The following is a 20,690-nucleotide window of genomic DNA, read 5'->3' on the forward strand; positions in this document are numbered from 1 at the left end:
ATTACACCTCCTATAACTAACCTTCAACTTATTGGTGCCGTGTTTATTAGATAACTTCCGGTGCCAAGGAAACGATCTTCATGTAGTCTTTATCGCGAAGTTCGCGAGCAACTGGTCCAAAGATACGTGTTCCACGAGGGCTTCTGTCGTCTTTAACAACAACAGCTGCGTTTTCGTCGAATGCGATGTAAGATCCATCTTTACGACGAACGGAACGTTTCGTACGAACAACTACCGCTCTAACAACATCACCTTTTTTGACAACGCCGCCTGGTGTTGCTTGTTTTACGGAACAAACGATCAAATCACCGATTGCTGCTGTACGGCGTCCAGTACCACCCAGTACGCGGATACACATCAGTTCCTTCGCACCAGAGTTGTCAGCCACATGCAAACGTGTAAATGGTTGAATCATTATAATTTCCTCCTTCCGGAAAAACTCTCTTGATTATCTTAGATGATAACCGCTGCTTCTACCACTTCAACTAGTCTCCAACGTTTGTCCTTAGACAACGGACGAGTTTCCATGAGTTTTACGGTATCGCCAATCTTTGCAACATTTCCCTCATCATGTGCTTTGAATTTCTTCGTAGACTTGATGCGTTTGTGGTACAAATTGTGTTTTTTATAGGTTTCAACAGCAACTACGATGGTTTTATCCATTTTATCACTGACCACTTTACCGATTAGCACTTTACGTGCATTACGTTCTTCACTCATTAGTTAGCCTCCTTCCTGAATACGGATCTGCGATCCGTCTCACTTAACTAATCCCAAGCACTCTTTGATGGATCACGGTTTTAGCACGAGCTATTTCCTTACGCACGTCACGAATCCGAGTTGGGTTGTCCAATTGGCCAGTTGCCAATTGAAAACGGAGATTAAAAAGTTCCTCTTTGAATCCAGCGATCTTTTGTTCAATCTCAGCAGTGGTTAAGTTGCGAAGTTCATTAGCTTTCATTTGCTTCACCACCCAATTCTTCACGTTTCACAAACTTAGTCTTTACAGGCAGCTTGTGAGCGGCAAGACGCATCGCTTCACGAGCGATTTCTTCCGACACGCCTCCGAGTTCGAACATAATCTTGCCCGGTTTAACTACGGCTACCCATTTCTCAACGTTACCTTTACCACTACCCATACGAACCTCGAGAGGCTTTTGAGTAATAGGTTTATCTGGGAAAATCTTGATCCAAACTTGACCGCCACGTTTGATATAACGTGTCATCGCGATACGAGCAGCTTCGATCTGACGGTTAGTGATCCAAGACGGTTCAAGTGCAACCAGGCCGAATTCGCCGAAGTTCAATTCAGTACCGCCTTTTGCCATACCCTTCATGTGTCCGCGTTGTTGCTTGCGGTGTTTTACGCGTTTTGGTACCAACATGATTAGTTGCCTCCTTCCTGAGCAGCTTGTTTCTTAGCTGGGGGAAGAACTTCTCCACGGTAGATCCATACTTTTACGCCAATAAGACCGTAAGTTGTATGTGCTTCAGCCGTTCCGTAATCGATATCGGCACGAAGCGTATGAAGTGGAACTGTTCCTTCGCTATAACCTTCTGAACGAGCAATCTCAGCTCCGCCAAGACGTCCGCCCACTTGAGTTTTAATCCCTTTTGCGCCAGAACGCATAGTTCTTTGAATCGCTTGTTTGAGGGCACGACGGAACGATACACGACGTTCCAATTGTTGAGCAATGCTCTCAGCTACAAGAATTGCATCCAATTCAGGGTGCTTGATTTCATTGATGTTGATGTGTACTTTTTTGCCACCAGCGATTGCTGTAACTGCGCTGCGAAGTACTTCTACTTCTGCTCCGCCTTTACCAATAACCATACCTGGTTTAGCTGTATGAATTGTAACGTTCACGCGGCTAGCCGCTCTTTCGATCTCGATATGGGAAACAGCGGAATCCTTCAATTTGCCTTTAAGGTATTCCCGGATTTTGACGTCTTCCATCAGAAGAGTACCGAAATCTTTTCCTGCATACCATTTAGATTCCCAATCGCGAATAATACCGATTCGGAGTCCGATTGGATTTACCTTTTGACCCACGTGTTATCCCTCCTTATTTCTCAGATACCACCAGTGTAATGTGGCTCGTGCGTTTATTGATCCGACTTGCGCGGCCCATGGCGCGCGGACGGAAACGTTTCATAGTAGGTCCTTGGTTAACGAAAACCTCGCTAACGAACAAACTGTTCACGTCCAAAGAATAGTTATGCTCAGCATTCGCAATTGCCGAATTAAGCAACTTTTCAACGACCGGAGAAGCGGATTTCGGAGTGTGGCGAAGAATAGCAATTGCTTCCCCCACTTGCTTACCGCGAATCAAGTCAACAACCAGTTTCGCTTTACGAGCGGAAATTCGCACCGATCTTGCATGTGCTTTTGCTTCCATTGTTTAACCTCCTTTCAAACAGAGACCTTATTATTATCTTCTTGTTTTCTTATCGTCACCCGCGTGGCCTTTGTAAGTACGTGTTGGCGCGAACTCGCCCAACTTGTGACCTACCATATCTTCTGTTACGTATACAGGCACGTGTTTACGGCCGTCATATACACCAAACGTATGTCCGATAAACTGAGGGAAAATGGTTGAGCGACGGGACCAAGTTTTAACTACAACCTTTTTCTCAGCCTCGTTCAGTTCCTCAACTTTTTTAAGCAGGTAGCCATCGATAAACGGCCCCTTCTTTAAACTGCGACCCATGTGTGAATCCTCCCTTCATCCGGTTCTTCAAACCGCGAATCGACGCTTCGCGCTTTATTAACTTGCCAGAAGCGTCTTATTTAGTGCGGCGGCGAACGATATATTTATCAGATGCCTTGTTTTTCTTACGCGTTTTGTAACCAAGGGTTGGTTTGCCCCATGGAGACATTGGCGATTTACGTCCGATTGGAGCGCGACCTTCACCACCACCGTGTGGGTGATCGTTAGGGTTCATTACTACCCCGCGAACTTCAGGACGACGGCCGAGCCAGCGACTACGTCCAGCTTTACCGATTTTGATCAATTCGTGATCTTCGTTACCTACGGAACCGATAGTTGCACGGCATACGCTAAGGATCTTACGAACCTCACCGGATGACAAACGAACGGAACAGTATTTTTCTTCTTTACCAAGCAATTGAGCTTCTGTACCAGCTGCACGAACCAATTGTCCGCCTTTACCTGGTTTCAACTCAATGTTGTGGATAACTGTACCTACTGGAATGTTCTCCAGTGGAAGACTGTTACCAATTTTGATGTCGGCCGCAGGACCGGACTCTACTTTATCCCCAACTCTTAGACCTTTAGGAGCGATGATATAACGTTTCTCTCCATCAGCATAGTGGATCAAAGCAATATTAGATGTGCGGTTCGGGTCATACTCGATTGTAGCAACGCTACCTGGTATGCCGTCTTTAGTCCGCTTGAAGTCGATAATACGGTATTTACGTTTATGTCCGCCGCCATGGTGACGAACCGTAATTTTACCTTGGTTGTTGCGTCCCGCATGTTTGAACAGCGGAGAAAGCAACGATTTCTCTGGCTGGTTTGTTGTAATTTCTTCAAACGTAGACACGGACATAGCGCGTCTTGCCGGAGAGGTCGGTTTGTACTTTTTGATTGGCACTGTAGTTCCCTCCTTACTTCAACAGAGTATTATTCTACCGCTTCAAAAAATTCAAGCGGTTTGCTGTCCGGGCTAAGCTTAACGATGGCTTTTTTCCACTCTGGAGTGTAACCAGAATATTTACCATAACGTTTCAGTTTGCCAGGTACGCGCATTGTGTTCACATTTGTTACTTTTACTTTGAAAATAGCCTCGACAGCTTTTTTGATTTCGGTTTTGTTAGCACGGATATCCACTTCAAAAGCGTATTTCATTTCGCTCATGTAGTCGGAAGTACGTTCCGTAATCACCGGACGTTTGATAATATCACGAGGATCTTTCATTACGCGAACACCTCCTCTACCTTCAGAACTGCTTCTTTAGTGATGATCAGTTTGTCGTACGTCAGTACGTCAAGAACATTAATGCCGTCAGCCGCTACGAATTTCACCCCAGGGATGTTACGAGCGGAAAGTGCTACGTTATCATCATAGCTAGTAGCTACGATCAACGCTTTACGATCTACTTTCAGATTGTTCAAGATTGCTGCGAATTCTTTCGTTTTCGGAGCATTCATTGTCAAGCTATCCAATACGATAATGTCATTCTCGAGTACTTTCGAGGACAAAGCGGATTTGATCGCCAAACGACGAACCTTCTTAGGCAGTTTCCAGGAATAGCTACGTGGTGTTGGTCCGAAGACAACGCCGCCGCCTTTCCATTGTGGAGAACGAATGGAGCCTTGACGAGCGCGACCTGTACCTTTTTGTTTCCAAGGTTTACGTCCACCGCCACGAACTTCAGAACGTCCTTTTACTTTGTGTGTACCACGACGTAGGGAAGCTCTTTGCATAAGCGCAGCTTCATGTAGAACGTGCTCATTCGGTTCAATACCGAATACTGTATCGCTCAGTTCCACTTCACCAACTTCGTTGCCACTAATATTAAAAAGTGTTACTTTTGGCATTTCATGTTCCTCCTTTCTTCAATAATTATTTCTTAACGGTTTGTTTAACTTTCACGAAGCTGTTTTTAGGACCTGGGATAGCGCCTTTAACCAGCAATACGTTACGTTCAACATCAACCTTGATAATTTCAAGCTTTTGAACCGTAATAGTCGTGTGACCCATATGTCCTGGAAGGCGTTTGCCCTTAGGAACACGGTTAGCTTGGATAGAACCCATGGAACCCGGTCTTCTGTGGTAACGCGATCCGTGTGCCATTGGTCCGCGGCTTTGTCCCCAACGTTTGATGTTACCTTGGAAACCTTTACCTTTAGATGTACCAGTTACGTCAACAAATTCGCCCTCAGCAAAGATATCAGCCTTCAGTTCTTGTCCAACCTCGAGAGACCCGAGATCAACACCGCGAATTTCACGAACGTAGCGCTTAGGTGTTGCATTTGCCTTTTTGGCGTGACCCTGTTCAGGCTTATTGGAGCGTTTTTCTTTTTTATCAGAAAAGCCCAATTGCACTGCTTCATATCCGTCGATATTCAGGTCTTTCTTTTGCAGTACTACACAAGGTCCTGCTTCGATAACAGTAACAGGAATTACGTTACCTTCTGGAGTAAACACTTGAGTCATACCGAGTTTTTTTCCTAAGATACCTTTCAATGTTGACACCTCTTTTCTTTTCCTAAGTTACTTAAAATAGAATTACAATTTGATTTCGATATCTACACCGGACGGTAGATCCAAGCGCATCAAGGCATCCACAGTTTGTGGTGTTGGGTTCACAATATCGATCAAACGTTTGTGAGTCCGTTGTTCAAACTGTTCACGGGAATCCTTGTACTTGTGTACCGCACGGAGAATAGTAATGATTTGCTTCTCAGTTGGTAACGGAATCGGCCCGGACACACCTGCACCCGAACGTTTTGCTGTTTCAACAATCTTCTCAGCGGATTGATCAAGAATTCTGTGGTCGTATGCTTTCAAGCGAATACGAATTTTTTGCTTTGCCATTTTAGTCCCTCCTTCTATCGCCCAATTTGGTATCGGACATACTCCGTGAAAATTTTCTGACCTCGTCCCCATGGCAAAGGGGCCGGGTGTGTCAGTAACCTCTCACATCATCGCAACGTCTCAGAACAACATTTATTATTATATATAATAGGCAGCAGTATTGCAAGCAAAAATAGAAAAACAACGCATATTTTTTTCATGCGCTGTTCTTCTACTATATATATGTTAAAGATTCTCTGTCGCAGACTTAAAAATCTCTGCGGAGGAAGCAGTCTGAGCCGTTGCAGTTTCGATCCCCTCAATGGTTTGGATTAAGGTTCTTATTTCTTCTTCCACTATTACAATCTCCTGTGTACTGCTACGCATAGCGTCTACAATATCAGAGAACAAAAGACTAGTCTCGACCGATTGGTGTTTCCCATTCTTAGTTAAGTCCTGCACCTTACGAATCTCTTCTACAACCTGCTGAGTGAGGAGTCCTGATTTATTTGTTAGCTCTACGATCTGAATCACAGTATTCTTAGTATCCTCCGCAAGCCGGCTAACTTCTTGAGCAACCACACTAAACCCTCTACCATGCTCACCAGCTCTTGCGGCTTCAATCGTTGCATTAAGTGAGAGGATTTTAGTCTGATCAGCAATTTCCCTTACTGAGTTCACGATTTTTTGAATTTGTTTAGAGGAATCGCTTAACTCAATGATCGAGTCTTCCATCTCACTGGTGGTCTGATATATAAGATTAATTTGCTCAGTCAAATCGTCCAAGTGTTCATGCCCATCTGCAGCTAATCCCTGTGACTCCAGAGCGGATGAAGCCGTACGTTGGAATGTTCTACTTACTTCATTGCTGCTTGCCACTAGCTGCTTCACAGCAGCATTAGTATCGATGCTATAATCTATCAGTTCAACGCTAAACTCTGAAATTTTTTGTTTCAATTCATTTTTTACTAATAAATATTGCTCCTCCTTCTCTCTTATATTCTCCTTCTCATATTCTTCTAGCACCAATTGCTGCTCAAGATTAAGCAGTTTAGTCACCGTCTGAACCACTCGAAGGCGTATATTGTCATCGTTTGTTTCATTATATATAACGCGTATAAATACGTTCTGAAGATTCTGAAAAGCAGATAAGTACCATTTAGGCTCAAGCCCTACTCTTTTATGAATATTAGCGATCATTAGACGCTTTGCTATGTACTCATCGTCAACCTTTCCATTAAAAATCTCTAGGATATGACCACGCAGAGTAGTTTTTAACCTATCTATACTGCTATGTTCCAAAATAATAGCTTCGAGTTTATTTACACCTAATACAGAATTGTAAAATTGATCAATGATATAGTCTATATTCTGCTCAACAACAGGTTTCACCCTGCGTAGTAAGTTCAGATCTGCTTCAGTCAGATCAATCATCCTCATCTGCTCGTTAAGTTCGCCATGTCCTTCCAGTTTATGAAAAGACTCCGCAACAGAATGATTCTGATCCTTGAAGTCTAAGGAACGAGAGGCAGGAGAATCCACATTATTATTACGTGCAGTTAACGCATGCATGAAGGAAAAAGGACATTTCCCCATATTAACACCCTCCCACAACTCCTATTATTTTACATTATTATACCTCCTTCATTTTACTCTAAGATTAGTATAATTGTAAACAATCGATTGTTGTAATTTGACGAATTATGTAGAAAAAGATCATAATAGTATGCTTTGATTATCAATCTTTGTCGAATAATAAATCATTCTCAGAAAAAAAAAGCCCCTGATTCTCCGCAAGAAGAATCAGGGGTGTTTGTAATTCGGAATCTACCCGCAGATAGAAGTCGAATTATTATTTTTGGATAGAAGCTACGCTACCAGCACCAACTGTACGGCCACCTTCGCGAATGGAGAATTTAGTACCTTCTTCAATAGCGATTGGGGAGATCAGTTGTACGGTTACGGAGATGTTATCACCAGGCATAACCATTTCAGTACCTTCTGGCAAGTTGATGATACCAGTTACGTCAGTTGTACGGAAGTAGAACTGTGGACGGTATCCAGTGAAGAAAGGCTTGTGACGGCCACCTTCTTCTTTTGTCAGAACGTAAATTTGAGCAGTGAACTCAGTGTGTGGTTTAACGGAGTTCGGCTTAGCCAATACTTGGCCACGCTCGATCATGTTACGGTCAACACCACGAAGCAATGCTCCGATGTTGTCCCCAGCTTGAGCGGAATCCAGCAATTTACGGAACATTTCTACGCCCGTAACTACGGATTTCTTAGTATCTTCGTGAATACCAACGATTTCGATTTCTTCTCCGACTTTAACTGTTCCGCGTTCTACGCGACCAGTTGCCACAGTACCGCGGCCAGTGATGGAGAATACGTCTTCGACAGGCATCAAGAAAGGCTTGTCAGTTTGACGCTCAGGAAGTGGAATGTACTCATCGATTGTTTCAAACATTTCGATGATTTTTTTAGCGTAATCGCCATCTGGGTTTTGCAGAGCTTCACGAGCAGAACCACGGATGATTGGAGTATCGTCGCCTGGGAAGTCATACTCGCTAAGCAAGTCGCGAACTTCCATTTCAACCAATTCCAACAACTCTTCGTCTTCAACCATGTCGCATTTGTTCAAGAAGACAACGATGTAAGGAACGCCTACTTGACGGGACAACAGGATGTGCTCGCGAGTTTGTGGCATTGGGCCATCAGCTGCGGATACAACCAGGATAGCTCCGTCCATTTGCGCTGCGCCAGTGATCATGTTTTTAACATAGTCGGCGTGACCAGGGCAGTCTACGTGAGCGTAGTGACGGTTAGGAGTTTCATATTCAACGTGGGAAGTGGAGATTGTGATACCACGTTCGCGCTCTTCAGGAGCTTTGTCGATTTGATCGAATGCGATAGCTGCGCCACCGTAAGTTTTGGACAATACAGTAGTGATTGCAGCAGTCAGAGTCGTTTTACCATGGTCGACGTGACCAATAGTACCGATGTTAACGTGCGGTTTGTTACGTTCAAACTTTGCCTTTGCCATTTGAACAGTTCCTCCTTAATGTGGGGTTCCTTATATTTGAGCCGCCCGCATACGTGTAATCTTAGATGACTGAGTGTTTATACCCGGGACGGCAAGTTAAAACTGGTAATTATTCAGCGCCTTTGTTCTTTGCAGCGATCTCTTCCGCAATGGATTTAGGAACTTCTTCATAGTGAGAAAGCTCCATTGAGAATACGCCACGTCCTTGTGTACCAGAACGAAGTGTTGTAGAGTATCCGAACATTTCGGAAAGAGGCACCTTAGCACGGATAATTTGCGCTCCACCACGGGAATCCATACCTTCGATACGGCCACGGCGGGAGTTCAGCATACCCATTACATCACCCATATATTCCTCAGGAACAGTTACTTCTACTTTCATGATTGGCTCAAGCAGGACAGGCTTACACTTGTCTTTAGCTGCTTTGAGTGCCATCGAACCGGCAATTTTAAATGCCATTTCGTTGGAATCGACATCATGATAAGAACCATCTACGATGGTAGCTTTAACGTCTACTAGCGGGAAGCCAGCAAGTACGCCGTTTTTCATTTGTTCTTCAATACCCGCAAGTGCAGGAGCGATGTACTCTCTAGGAACCGAGCCACCCACAACTTTACTTTCGAATTTGCTACCAGTACCTGGTTCGAGGGGTTCAAATTCAACCCATACGTGACCGTATTGACCACGACCACCAGATTGGCGTACAAATTTACCTTCGACGCGAGCAGGTGCCTTGAACGTTTCGCGGTAAGCAACCTGTGGTTTACCCACATTGGTTTCTACTTTGAACTCACGACGCATACGGTCGATGATGATGTCCAAGTGAAGTTCACCCATACCAGCCAGGATTGTTTGGCCTGTTTCTTCATCAGTGTGAGCACGAAGAGTTGGATCCTCTTCAGTCAACTTTCCGAGAGCAACGCCCATTTTATCTTGGTCAGCTTTAGTTTTTGGTTCAACAGCGATCTCGATAACTGGATCAGGGAAGTTCATTGATTCCAGAATTACTGGATTCTTCTCATCACACAGTGTATCACCTGTACTGGTATCTTTCAAACCAACAGCAGCTGCGATGTCGCCAGAATACACGATGGAAATTTCTTGACGGCTGTTCGCATGCATTTGAAGGATACGACCAATACGTTCACGCTTGTTCTTAGTTGCATTAACTACGTATGATCCGGACTCAAGTACGCCTGAGTAAACACGGAAGAACGTAAGTTTACCAACATAAGGGTCTGTCATGATTTTAAATGCCAAAGCTGCAAACGGCTCTTCATCCGAAGAGTGACGAACAGCTTCTGTACCGTCATCAAGATGTCCAGTAATAGCTGGAACGTCAAGAGGAGATGGCAAGTAATCAACAACAGCATCCAGCATAAGCTGAATCCCTTTGTTTCGGTAGGAAGATCCAGCAATTACAGGGAACAATTTAACTTCAACTACGCCTTTGCGAATTGCAGCTTTAATTTCCGGAATTGTAATTTCTTCGCCTTCCAAATACTTCATAGTCAGATCCTCATCAAGTTCAGCAACTTTCTCGATCAACTCGAGACGCAGCTCCTCAACTTTGGCCAAATATTCTTCCGGAATATCCGTTACTTCGATGTTTTGGCCCAGATCATCTCTGAACATGTGTGCTTTTTGCTCAACTAGGTCGATAATACCAGTGAAATCACTTTCTGCACCAATTGGCAATTGAATAGCAACTGCGTTGGCTTGAAGGCGATCACGCATAGTTTCGATTACGTTAAGGAAATCCGCACCGATAATGTCCATTTTGTTTACATATGCAATCCGGGGAACGTTATAACGGTCTGCCTGTCTCCATACGGTTTCAGACTGAGGCTCAACGCCCTCTTTTGCACTAAATACACCAACTGCCCCATCCAATACACGCAGGGAACGTTCAACTTCAACAGTGAAGTCAACGTGTCCTGGGGTATCAATGATATTGATGCGGTGACCTTTCCACGCAGCAGTCGTAGCAGCGGACGTAATCGTGATTCCGCGCTCTTGTTCTTGCTCCATCCAGTCCATTGTAGCAGCACCCTCGTGAACTTCACCGATTTTGTGCGTACGGCCTGTATAGAAAAGAATCCGCTCTGTGGTAGTTGTTTTACCAGCATCAATATGCGCCATGATCCCGATGTTACGTGTATTTTTTAAGGAGAACTCTCTAGCCATGAAATGGATCTCCCTTCAAAATATAAGTTATTTGAATGACCTTAATCCTACCAACGGTAGTGAGCGAACGCTTTGTTTGCTTCAGCCATTTTGTGTGTATCTTCACGTTTCTTAACAGAAGCGCCTGTGTTGTTGGAAGCGTCGATGATCTCAGCCGCCAAACGCTCTTCCATAGTCTTCTCACCGCGGTTGCGAGAGTAGTTTACGAGCCAACGTAATCCCAGAGCAGTACGTCTCTCTGGTTTAACCTCGATAGGTACTTGATAGTTAGCACCACCGACACGACGAGCTTTGACTTCCAAAACCGGCATGATATTCTTGATGGCAGCTTCGAAAACTTCCATCGGATCTTTACCCGTACGTTCTTCAATCAATTTGAATGAATTGTACAGAATGCTTTGAGCGACACCTCTTTTACCACCCAGCATAATGCGGTTAATCAAACGAGTAACCAACTTGCTATTATACAACGGATCTGGCAATACGTCTCTCTTTGTAACTGGACCTTTGCGTGGCATGGATATCCCCCTTTCTTAAATGTTTATTATTCAGATATTGTTATCTTACTTCTTAGCTTTAGGACGTTTTGCACCGTATTTTGAACGAGCTTGCATCCGGTTAGCTACACCTGCTGTATCCAAAGCACCACGAACGATATGGTAACGAACCCCTGCAAGGTCCTTTACTTTACCTCCGCGAAGTAATACAACACTGTGCTCTTGTAAGTTATGTCCGATACCCGGGATATAAGCTGTTACCTCGAGACGGTTCGTCAAACGAACACGGGCATATTTACGAAGCGCTGAGTTTGGTTTACGTGGAGTCATTGTGCCTACACGAGTGCACACACCGCGTTTTTGCGGAGCGCTCAAATTTGTAGCCTCACGCTTGAGGGCGTTATACCCTTTTTGAAGAGCGGGAGATTTAGATTTTTCGATTTTGGCTTGACGGCCTTTACGAACCAATTGGTTAATTGTTGGCATGTTGTTGCCACCCCCTTCCTGAAATGATAGTCGATTTAAGAACTCTAAGCCCACAGACCCAGGCGGTTCATAAAAAGACAAATGAAAAGTTCTTGCCGCTGGTGTTCACCCCAGTACAAAAACATTTCTGTAGCTATTGTTTTAAGACGGCTGCCATCGCAGCGCCAACTTCTATTCCGCAGGCCTTGCCCAAATTCAGCATCGTATCCACATATGTGATCTTAACACCTTGTTTGTTACAAAGCAAAACTATCCTGGAAGTAAGCCTTTGATCTCCGTCCTCTGCCACATAGACTTCTGCGGCTAGGCCCAACTCTACCGCCTTGACGGTTTGTTTGGTACCGATCTTGACCTGAGCATCCTGTAGTCCTCTATCATCAGTCATTCTCTTTACCTCCAATGAACAAGGATAACATGGCTACTCACGCACCTTAGACATTTTAGCATTATCAATAGATGGTGTCAAGAAATTCAGCAACAATTTTTATAGAAATTATACACAGCAGAACACTCATGCCACACCTATGAGTAGGTATGACATGAGCACACTACCATGATTGCTAATTTATTCAGCAGGAACCGTCTCTAATGATTCAAGTTCGCTTTCTGCATTTGGATCACTTAGCTTAACGTTACGGTAACGGTTCATCCCAGTACCTGCAGGAATCAACTTACCGATAATAACATTTTCTTTAAGTCCAAGCAACTTATCTACTTTACCTTTGATAGCAGCGTCTGTTAGGACACGAGTAGTTTCTTGGAATGATGCAGCTGACAAGAAGGAATCAGTTTCAAGAGACGCCTTGGTAATACCGAGCAAGACTGGTTTAGCAACAGCAGGCTCTTTACCAGACAAGATAGCTTCCTTGTTAGCACCTTCGTACTCATGAATATCCGCAAATGCACCTGGCAACAGACTTGTGTCACCTGCGTCAATAATACGGATCTTCCGAAGCATTTGCTTGATCATAACTTCAATGTGCTTATCATTGATCTCAACGCCTTGGTTACGGTATACACGCTGTACTTCTTGCAGAATGTAGTTTTGTACCCCACGGATCCCTTTGATACGCAGCATTTCTTTAGGGTCAATCGAACCGTCTGTCAGCTCATCGCCGGCTTCGATTTCTTGGCCTTCACTAACACGTAGACGTGAACCATAAGTAATGGAATAAGTCTTGGATTCAGCTTCACCTTGAACCTCGATTTCGCGACGGTCTTTGGTTTCACGGATTTCCTTGATTACGCCATCGATTTCACTGATTGTAGCTTGACCTTTAGGGTTACGAGCTTCAAACAACTCCTGAATACGCGGCAAACCTTGAGTGATGTCATCACCGGCAACACCGCCGGTATGGAAAGTACGCATTGTAAGCTGGGTTCCTGGTTCACCGATAGATTGTGCGGCAATAATACCAACTGCTTCACCAATCTCAACGTGTTTACCAGTTGCCAAGTTACGTCCGTAACATTTCTTACAAACACCATGACGGGCACGGCAGCTCAGTACAGAACGAATTTGCAGCTTAGTTACGCCTGCGTTTACAATTGCCTCCGCTTTATCGGAGTCAATCAAATCATTGCGGTGAACAATGATTTCGCCTGTTTCTGGGTGACGAACAGTTTCGAAGCAGTAACGACCTTCAATACGGTCATACAGATCCTCGATAACCTCTTTACCATCCTGAATACGACTAACTGTGAAGCCTTTATCGGTTCCACAATCTTCTTCACGGACAATAACGTCCTGGGCAACGTCAACAAGACGACGAGTCAGATACCCTGAGTCAGCGGTACGAAGTGCGGTATCGGCAAGACCTTTACGCGCTCCGTGAGTGGAGATAAAGTACTCCAAGACGGTAAGACCTTCACGGAAGTTCGCCTTGATTGGTAATTCGAAAATCCGACCTGAAGGTGTTGCCATCAGACCACGCATACCACCCAGCTGAGTGATCTGCGATTTGTTACCACGCGCTTTAGAGTCAACCATGAGCATGATAGAGTTGAAACGGTCCATCGACTTAAGCAGGATGTTCGTAAGATCATCCTTAGTCTTCGACCAGATCTCAATAACACGGTCATACCGTTCGTCATTGGTGATCAAACCACGGCGATATTGGTTAGCAACCACATCAACCTTAGCTTCAGACTCTTTCAGGATGGTAACCTTTTCCTCAGGAACAATAACGTCCGACACGGCAACTGTAACACCAGAACGTGTGGAGTAAGTGAATCCGAGCTGTTTAATTTTATCCAAAATCATAGAAGTTTTGGTTGTGTGATAAGTTTCAAAACAACGAGCAATAATCAGACCCAGATATTCTTTACCTACAGCACTGGCTTCTGGAGCGGATTCAATCAGCTCGCGAATGTTCGCGCCTTTTTCGTAGATAAAGTATTTCTCTGGTGTGCCGTGCAGCAAGTTGGTTTTGGTTGCTTCGTTGATATAAGGGAAACTACTTGGGTAGATTTCATTAAAGATGATCTTACCGATCGTAGTAATCAACATTGCATTTTGTTGTTCTTCCGTAAAGCATGTTTTGCCAAGTGCTTTAGCCGGAATAGCAACACGAGCATGAAGTCCTGCAGTTCCGCGTTGGTAAGCTGATACAGCTTCGTTAACGGTACGCAGAATCATACCACTACCCTTTTCTTCCTTGTTATCCATGGTCAAGTAGAAAGTACCAAGGACCATATCCTGGGAAGGTGTTACAACTGGCTTACCGTCTTTAGGGTTCAAGATATTACCAGATGCAAGCATGAGAATGCGTGCTTCCGCTTGAGCTTCTGCAGACAGAGGAACGTGCACCGCCATTTGGTCACCGTCAAAGTCAGCATTGTACGCCGTACATACGAGTGGGTGAAGACGAATAGCATGACCTTCCACCAAAATCGGTTCAAATGCTTGAATACCGAGACGGTGAAGTGTTGGTGCGCGGTTTAGAAGCACTGGGTGTTCTCTAATTACTTCTTCGAGTACATCCCAAACTTCAGGACTTACGCGTTCAACTTTACGTTTCGCGCTCTTTATGTTGTGGGCAAGGCCCTTATTAACCAATTCTTTCATAACAAAAGGCTTGAACAATTCTAGCGCCATTTTCTTAGGAAGTCCGCACTGATACATCTTGAGGTACGGTCCTACAACGATAACGGAACGTCCAGAGTAGTCAACCCGTTTACCGAGCAAGTTCTGTCGGAAACGTCCTTGTTTACCTTTCAGCATATGGCTGAGCGATTTAAGTGGACGGTTACCAGGACCGGTTACCGGACGTCCCCGACGGCCGTTATCGATGAGAGCATCGACAGCTTCCTGGAGCATCCGTTTTTCGTTCTGCACGATAATGTCAGGAGCACCGAGATCAAGCAGTCTTTTCAGACGGTTGTTCCGGTTAATAACACGGCGATAGAGATCATTCAAATCGGACGTAGCAAAACGGCCACCATCCAACTGAACCATCGGACGAAGCTCCGGAGGAATAACCGGAAGAACATCCATGATCATCCAATCAGGCTTGTTGCCGGAGTTACGGAATGCTTCAATGACTTCCAGACGTTTGATCGCCCGGTTACGACGTTGGCCTTGGGCCGTACGCAGTTCTTCTTTGAGGAATTCCAGCTCTTTATCGATGTCGATATCTTGAAGAAGCTTTTTAACAGCTTCAGCACCCATGCCGGCTTGGAACCCGTAACCGTATTTTTCACGGTAGCTACGATATTCTTTCTCGGACAGAAGTTGTTTCTTTTCCAGTGGAGTTTCACCTGGATCCGTTACAACATAAGATGCGAAATAGATAATTTCTTCAAGTGATCTTGGAGACATATCTAGTGCAAGCCCCATGCGGCTTGGGATACCTTTGAAATACCAGATATGAGATACCGGAGCAGCCAATTCAATGTGACCCATACGTTCACGACGAACTTTAGCACGGGTAACCTCAACGCCACAACGGTCGCAGACTACGCCCTTATAACGGACACGTTTGTATTTACCGCAATGACATTCCCAGTCTTTTTGTGGTCCAAAGATACGCTCACAGAAAAGACCCTCTTTTTCCGGTTTCAATGTACGATAGTTAATGGTTTCCGGTTTCTTAACTTCTCCGCGGGACCATGAACGAATCTTCTCCGGAGAAGCGAGTCCGATTTTCATAAATTCAAAATTGTTAACGTCCAACAAGGAGCAACCCTCCTTAACCTAATCCTGATTTAGTACCGCTTTACCCTCTTCTGACTGTTACATCAAAAGAGGGCGTGCGATCCTTTATAAAATGGAACTTTTAAGCTCCAGCTTGATTATTCTACTCCGACTTCTGAACCTTCTAAATTGAGGCTTAGTTTGTCGCCTGACGTCTCGTCCTCATCGTCCAATTCTCTCATTTCAATTTCCTGCTCGTCACCGCTAAGAATCTTAACATCCATACCCAGGGACTGCAGTTCTTTGATCAATACCTTGAACGACTCAGGAACACCTGGTTCCGGTACATTTTCACCTTTGACAATGGATTCGTACGTCTTCACGCGACCAACCACGTCATCGGATTTCACGGTCAAAATTTCTTGCAATGTATATGCAGCACCGTAAGCTTCAAGCGCCCACACTTCCATCTCCCCGAAACGCTGTCCACCAAATTGAGCTTTACCACCCAATGGTTGTTGCGTAACTAGTGAGTAAGGTCCTGTTGAACGGGCGTGAATCTTATCATCAACCATGTGCGCCAGTTTGATCATGTGCATGACACCAACAGTAACTTCACGTTCGAAGCGTTCACCTGTACGGCCATCATACAATACAGTCTTACCATTACGCTGCATACCTGCTTCTTCCATCGTATCAAACACGTCGTACTCACGCGCTCCGTCAAATACCGGCGTTGCAATGTGAATTCCCAGACGCAATGCGGCCATACCAATATGGACCTCAAGCACCTGTCCGATGTTCATACGAGAAGGAACGCCCAGAGGGTTAAGAACAACCTGTACTGGCGTACCGTCCGGAAGGAACGGCATATCTTCTTCTGGCAGGATACGGGCAACGACACCCTTGTTACCGTGACGTCCGGCCATCTTGTCACCCTCAGAAATCTTACGTTTCTGAGCGATGTAGACACGAACCAATTGATTTACACCAGGAGGCAGCTCATCGCCGTTCTCACGTGTAAAGACTTTAACGTCCACGATAATACCATCACTACCATGAGGAACGCGTAAAGAGGTATCCCGTACTTCACGAGCTTTCTCACCAAAGATAGCGTGCAGGAGACGTTCTTCTGCTGTCAGTTCAGTCACACCCTTAGGAGTAACCTTACCAACCAGAATGTCACCAGCGCTGATTTCCGCACCAATACGGATGATTCCGCGCTCATCAAGATTGCGCAGAGCTTCTTCGCCGACGTTCGGAATATCGCGCGTAATTTCTTCAGGTCCCAGTTTAGTGTCGCGAGCTTCAGATTCGTATTCTTCGATATGAATCGAAGTATATACATCTTCCTTAACCAGCTTTTCACTTAACAGGATCGCATCCTCGTAGTTATAACCTTCCCAAGTCATGAACGCAACGACTACGTTACGGCCAAGAGCAAGTTCGCCCATTTCTGTGGAAGGACCGTCTGCCAGGATATCACCCTTCTTAACAATGTCCCCTCTTTTAGCTAGAGGACGTTGGTTAATACAGGTACCTTGGTTAGAACGCATAAATTTGTGTAATTTATATTTAACGATATCGCCTTTAACTTCCTTGCCTTCGACAGTCTCAACGCGACGCAGCCAAATTTCATTAGCTGAAGAACGTTCGATAATACCGTCATACTTGGAAACGATACATACGCCAGAATCCTTAGCGGATTTATGTTCCATCCCTGTTCCGACCAGCGGAGCTTTTGGAATTAGAAGCGGAACGGCTTGACGTTGCATGTTAGATCCCATCAGTGCGCGGTTGGAGTCATCGTTCTCAAGGAACGGAATAAGCGCCGTAGCGACAGATACAACCTGTTTAGGCGAAACGTCCATGTAATCGACACGATTACTTGGCATCGTTGTAATGTTGTCTGAGTCTTTGTTGTAACGAACGATTACCATATCTTCTTTAAAGGTGCCATCTTCTTCGATCAACACGTTAGCCTGAGCAACTACATAATTATCTTCCTCATCAGCAGTCAGATAGTCAATTTGCTCAGTCACCTTACCAGTCTTCGGATCCACCCAACGATACGGAGCTTCAATAAAGCCGTATTCATTGATGCGGGCAAAGGTGGACAAGGAGTTGATCAACCCGATGTTTGGACCTTCCGGCGTTTCAATTGGACACATCCGACCGTAGTGACTGTGATGGACGTCACGAACTTCAAAGCCCGCGCGTTCACGTGTCAAACCACCAGGTCCGAGTGCGGACAGACGACGTTTATGCGTAAGTTCCGCAAGCGGGTTCGTCTGATCCATAAATTGAGACAGCTGGGAACTACCGAAGAACTCTTTAATGGACGCGATGACCGGACGAATGTTGATCAGAGCCTGTGGCGTAATCGCATTAGCATCCTGAATTGACATTCTTTCGCGAACAACACGCTCCATACGGGACAAACCGATACGGAACTGATTCTGCAAGAGTTCACCCACAGAACGCAGGCGACGGTTACCCAAGTGGTCAATATCATCGGTATTGCCAATTCCGTGAAGCAAATTAATAAAGTAGCTGATTGAGGATATAATATCAGCTTGAGTAATATGCTTAACAGATTTGTCGATGTTGCCGTTAGCAATCAGCTTAATAACCCGGCCTTCTTCAATTGGCGAGAACACGTCAATTGTTTGAAGAGGAATATCTTCGCTGTCCATAACTCCGCCAGTAACACGGTAGTTTTTAAAGGCAACATTCTTTTCGAAATATGGAATCAATTCATCAAGCAGTCTACGATCGACCATTTGGCCGGATTCTGCCAGGATTTCTCCAGTAGAGTCGTCAACCAAAGGCTGAGCAAGACGTTGATTGAAAAGACGGTTCTTAATGTGTAGCTTTTTATTGATTTTGTAACGGCCTACATTAGCTAGGTCGTAGCGTTTTGGATCAAAGAAACGCGCAACCAGCAAACTTTTGGCATTGTCTAGTGTCGGCGGTTCGCCCGGACGCAAACGCTCATAAATTTCAATAAGCGCCTTCTCCGTGGAGTCCGTGTTGTCTTTATCCAGCGTATTGCGAATATATTCATCATTGCCAAGCAATTCCAGAATTTCGGCATCACTACCGAAACCGAGAGCACGCAAAAGTACGGTAACAGGAATTTTACGAGTCCGATCGATACGAACATACATAATGTCCTTAGCATCGGTTTCTAGTTCCAACCAGGCTCCGCGGTTCGGGATTACTGTGGCGGTGTAGGTTTTTTTGCCGTTCTTATCCACTTTTGTGCTGAAATAGACGCTTGGAGAGCGAACCAACTGGCTGACAATAACCCGTTCCGCACCATTAATAATAAAAGTGCCGGTCTCCGTCATCAGCGGGAAATCTCCCATGAACACTTCCTGCTCTTTAACCTCACCGGTCTCTTTATTAATGAGCCGCACCTTTACACGCAGAGGAGCCGCATACGTTACGTCCCGCTCTTTAGCGTCGTCAACCGTATATTTCGGTTCACCCAGGCTGTAATCAATGAACTCTAGTACCAAATTACCTGTGAAATCCTGGATCGGCGAGATGTCCTGAAACATTTCCCGCAATCCTTCCTCCAAAAACCAATCATAAGATTTTTGTTGGATCTCGATCAGGTTCGGGACCTCGAGTACCTCGTTAATTCTCGCATAGCTCCGCCGAGTGCGTCGACCATACTGAACAAGATGTCCTGCCAACTTTACTCACCCCTCATGTCTACTCACTTAAAAATTGATTGCGAACCCTTGTTTGGAACCGTATAATGGAACCATACTACAAGGATTCAGTCATAAATAAAAGAAAAGCCCTTATCGAAATCTTCGAAAAAAGAGCGCATTTATCCATGACCAAAATACTCCTTATCAAGTAGATTTGCCCAAAACGTACATATTATACGTCACCAAGCAATAGTTTATGCGCTATTATCTATTACCACGTAGCATTCGCTGCGTTAGAGCATAGACAACCAACTCGCAAAAACTTGCCGTGCGGCATGCGCTAGCCGGGCGACAATATATTGCTTGACATTTCAGCAAACTAAAGACATGGAGCCTATCTTAATACTGACATTTTATAATAATACCATTATCACTATCACATGTCAATAACCTATTGTATTTTATTTTTGCGCTTTAATAATACGATAGCCTTTGTCTTTCCCCACTTCTTCCACCATTGAGAACAAGCTTTCTAGTTTTGCCACTGCTGATGGAGCGCCCTGCTTCTTCTGAATTACAATCCACAGATAGCCACCCTCATTTAAATGTTCATAAGCATCTTCAAAAATCTTATGCACTACAGCTTTTCCTGCACGAATCGGAGGATTAGTTAGAATCACATCGAACTTCTGCTGCTCATTCAATGCGCCGAGCACATCGCTTTCCATTATCGTAACATTCCGGATTCCATTGTGCTGAGCATTCTCACGCGCCAGTTCTACCGCACGACTGTTAATATCAATCATGGTCACATGTCCTTTGGGAGCTAGGTATGCTGCACTTATGCCAATCGGCCCATAACCACAACCTACATCAAGCACCGCTGAACCGTCCGGAATTATCATAGCTTCAATAAGAACTCGGCTACCGTAATCGATGTCTCCTTTAGAGAATACACCGGCATCGCTCGTAAAACGAAAGCTTTTGCCTCTTAGTACGGTATCAATGCTACGTCTGTCATGACGTACTTCCGGCTGCTGCGAATAATAATGTTGCGACATCTCTTTCCTCCCTTTCCTATTATGTTAGCAGTTGGTATATACGCCCTACTAACTCTATTTATAAAACAAACC

The 20,690-nt window shown here is 44.8% G+C and carries 21 protein-coding genes; all 21 read right to left on the reverse strand.

Features of this window, described 5'->3' with window-relative positions:
• Positions 1-46: 46 nt before the first annotated feature.
• Positions 47-415, reverse strand: a complete 369-nt coding sequence (gene rplN, locus NSQ50_RS28085) for a 50S ribosomal protein L14 (RefSeq protein ID WP_036680556.1) — start codon at positions 413-415, stop codon at positions 47-49.
• A gap of 38 nt (positions 416-453) precedes the next feature.
• Positions 454-720, reverse strand: coding sequence for a 30S ribosomal protein S17 (gene rpsQ, locus NSQ50_RS28090; protein WP_036680554.1), 267 nt, complete (start codon positions 718-720; stop codon positions 454-456).
• A gap of 43 nt (positions 721-763) precedes the next feature.
• Positions 764-961 carry a 50S ribosomal protein L29 gene (rpmC, locus tag NSQ50_RS28095; RefSeq protein WP_019908232.1) on the reverse strand — a complete coding sequence of 66 codons (198 nt, stop codon included), beginning with the start codon at positions 959-961 and terminating at the stop codon, positions 764-766.
• Positions 951-1,385 (reverse strand): 50S ribosomal protein L16, encoded by a 435-nt coding sequence (gene rplP / locus NSQ50_RS28100; protein ID WP_036680552.1) that lies wholly within the window; start codon positions 1,383-1,385, stop codon positions 951-953. Before rplP ends, rpmC begins: the two co-directional genes overlap by 11 nt.
• A 2-nt stretch (positions 1,386-1,387) precedes the next feature.
• A complete protein-coding gene (rpsC, locus tag NSQ50_RS28105; protein ID WP_038573452.1) occupies positions 1,388-2,053 on the reverse strand; it encodes a 30S ribosomal protein S3 in 666 nt (221 codons plus the stop codon).
• A 13-nt stretch (positions 2,054-2,066) separates the two neighbouring features.
• Positions 2,067-2,399 carry a 50S ribosomal protein L22 gene (gene rplV / locus NSQ50_RS28110; protein ID WP_036680546.1) on the reverse strand — a complete coding sequence of 111 codons (333 nt, stop codon included), beginning with the start codon at positions 2,397-2,399 and terminating at the stop codon, positions 2,067-2,069.
• A gap of 33 nt (positions 2,400-2,432) precedes the next feature.
• Positions 2,433-2,711: a 30S ribosomal protein S19 gene (gene rpsS / locus NSQ50_RS28115; protein WP_036652940.1), complete on the reverse strand. Its 279-nt coding sequence runs from the start codon at positions 2,709-2,711 to the stop codon at positions 2,433-2,435.
• Positions 2,712-2,787: 76 nt separating this feature from the next.
• Positions 2,788-3,618: a 50S ribosomal protein L2 gene (gene rplB / locus NSQ50_RS28120; protein ID WP_036680541.1), complete on the reverse strand. Its 831-nt coding sequence runs from the start codon at positions 3,616-3,618 to the stop codon at positions 2,788-2,790.
• Between the two features lie 29 nt (positions 3,619-3,647).
• Entirely contained in the window at positions 3,648-3,941 is a 294-nt protein-coding gene (gene rplW, locus NSQ50_RS28125; protein WP_036680537.1) for a 50S ribosomal protein L23, read from the reverse strand.
• Positions 3,941-4,564 (reverse strand): 50S ribosomal protein L4, encoded by a 624-nt coding sequence (gene rplD / locus NSQ50_RS28130; RefSeq protein ID WP_036680536.1) that lies wholly within the window; start codon positions 4,562-4,564, stop codon positions 3,941-3,943. The genes rplW and rplD overlap by 1 nt, the downstream gene beginning before the upstream one ends.
• A 25-nt stretch (positions 4,565-4,589) precedes the next feature.
• Positions 4,590-5,213, reverse strand: coding sequence for a 50S ribosomal protein L3 (gene rplC / locus NSQ50_RS28135; RefSeq protein ID WP_036680532.1), 624 nt, complete (start codon positions 5,211-5,213; stop codon positions 4,590-4,592).
• 42 nt (positions 5,214-5,255) lie between these two features.
• Positions 5,256-5,564, reverse strand: a complete 309-nt coding sequence (gene rpsJ, locus NSQ50_RS28140) for a 30S ribosomal protein S10 (RefSeq protein WP_017692074.1) — start codon at positions 5,562-5,564, stop codon at positions 5,256-5,258.
• Between the two features lie 225 nt (positions 5,565-5,789).
• Positions 5,790-7,139, reverse strand: coding sequence for a globin-coupled sensor protein (locus NSQ50_RS28145; RefSeq protein WP_076215371.1), 1,350 nt, complete (start codon positions 7,137-7,139; stop codon positions 5,790-5,792).
• A 256-nt stretch (positions 7,140-7,395) separates the two neighbouring features.
• Entirely contained in the window at positions 7,396-8,586 is a 1,191-nt protein-coding gene (gene tuf / locus NSQ50_RS28150; protein ID WP_036680523.1) for an elongation factor Tu, read from the reverse strand.
• A gap of 109 nt (positions 8,587-8,695) precedes the next feature.
• Positions 8,696-10,774, reverse strand: a complete 2,079-nt coding sequence (gene fusA, locus NSQ50_RS28155; RefSeq protein ID WP_036680521.1) for an elongation factor G — start codon at positions 10,772-10,774, stop codon at positions 8,696-8,698.
• A gap of 47 nt (positions 10,775-10,821) precedes the next feature.
• Positions 10,822-11,292 carry a 30S ribosomal protein S7 gene (rpsG, locus tag NSQ50_RS28160; protein WP_036680520.1) on the reverse strand — a complete coding sequence of 157 codons (471 nt, stop codon included), beginning with the start codon at positions 11,290-11,292 and terminating at the stop codon, positions 10,822-10,824.
• A gap of 45 nt (positions 11,293-11,337) precedes the next feature.
• On the reverse strand, positions 11,338-11,757 hold the full coding sequence (gene rpsL / locus NSQ50_RS28165; protein ID WP_036680518.1) for a 30S ribosomal protein S12: 420 nt from the start codon (positions 11,755-11,757) through the stop codon (positions 11,338-11,340).
• A gap of 133 nt (positions 11,758-11,890) precedes the next feature.
• Entirely contained in the window at positions 11,891-12,142 is a 252-nt protein-coding gene (locus tag NSQ50_RS28170) for a ribosomal L7Ae/L30e/S12e/Gadd45 family protein (RefSeq protein ID WP_038573459.1), read from the reverse strand.
• A gap of 180 nt (positions 12,143-12,322) precedes the next feature.
• Positions 12,323-15,934 carry a DNA-directed RNA polymerase subunit beta' gene (gene rpoC / locus NSQ50_RS28175; RefSeq protein ID WP_036680514.1) on the reverse strand — a complete coding sequence of 1,204 codons (3,612 nt, stop codon included), beginning with the start codon at positions 15,932-15,934 and terminating at the stop codon, positions 12,323-12,325.
• A gap of 116 nt (positions 15,935-16,050) precedes the next feature.
• Positions 16,051-19,596 (reverse strand): DNA-directed RNA polymerase subunit beta, encoded by a 3,546-nt coding sequence (gene rpoB / locus NSQ50_RS28180; protein ID WP_038573461.1) that lies wholly within the window; start codon positions 19,594-19,596, stop codon positions 16,051-16,053.
• Between the two features lie 422 nt (positions 19,597-20,018).
• On the reverse strand, positions 20,019-20,618 hold the full coding sequence (locus NSQ50_RS28185) for a class I SAM-dependent methyltransferase (protein WP_038573463.1): 600 nt from the start codon (positions 20,616-20,618) through the stop codon (positions 20,019-20,021).
• Between the last annotated feature and the right edge of the window lie 72 nt (positions 20,619-20,690).

The organism is Paenibacillus sp. FSL R10-2788 (assembly GCF_038003885.1).
Lineage (GTDB): Bacteria > Bacillota > Bacilli > Paenibacillales > Paenibacillaceae > Paenibacillus_AQ > Paenibacillus_AQ odorifer.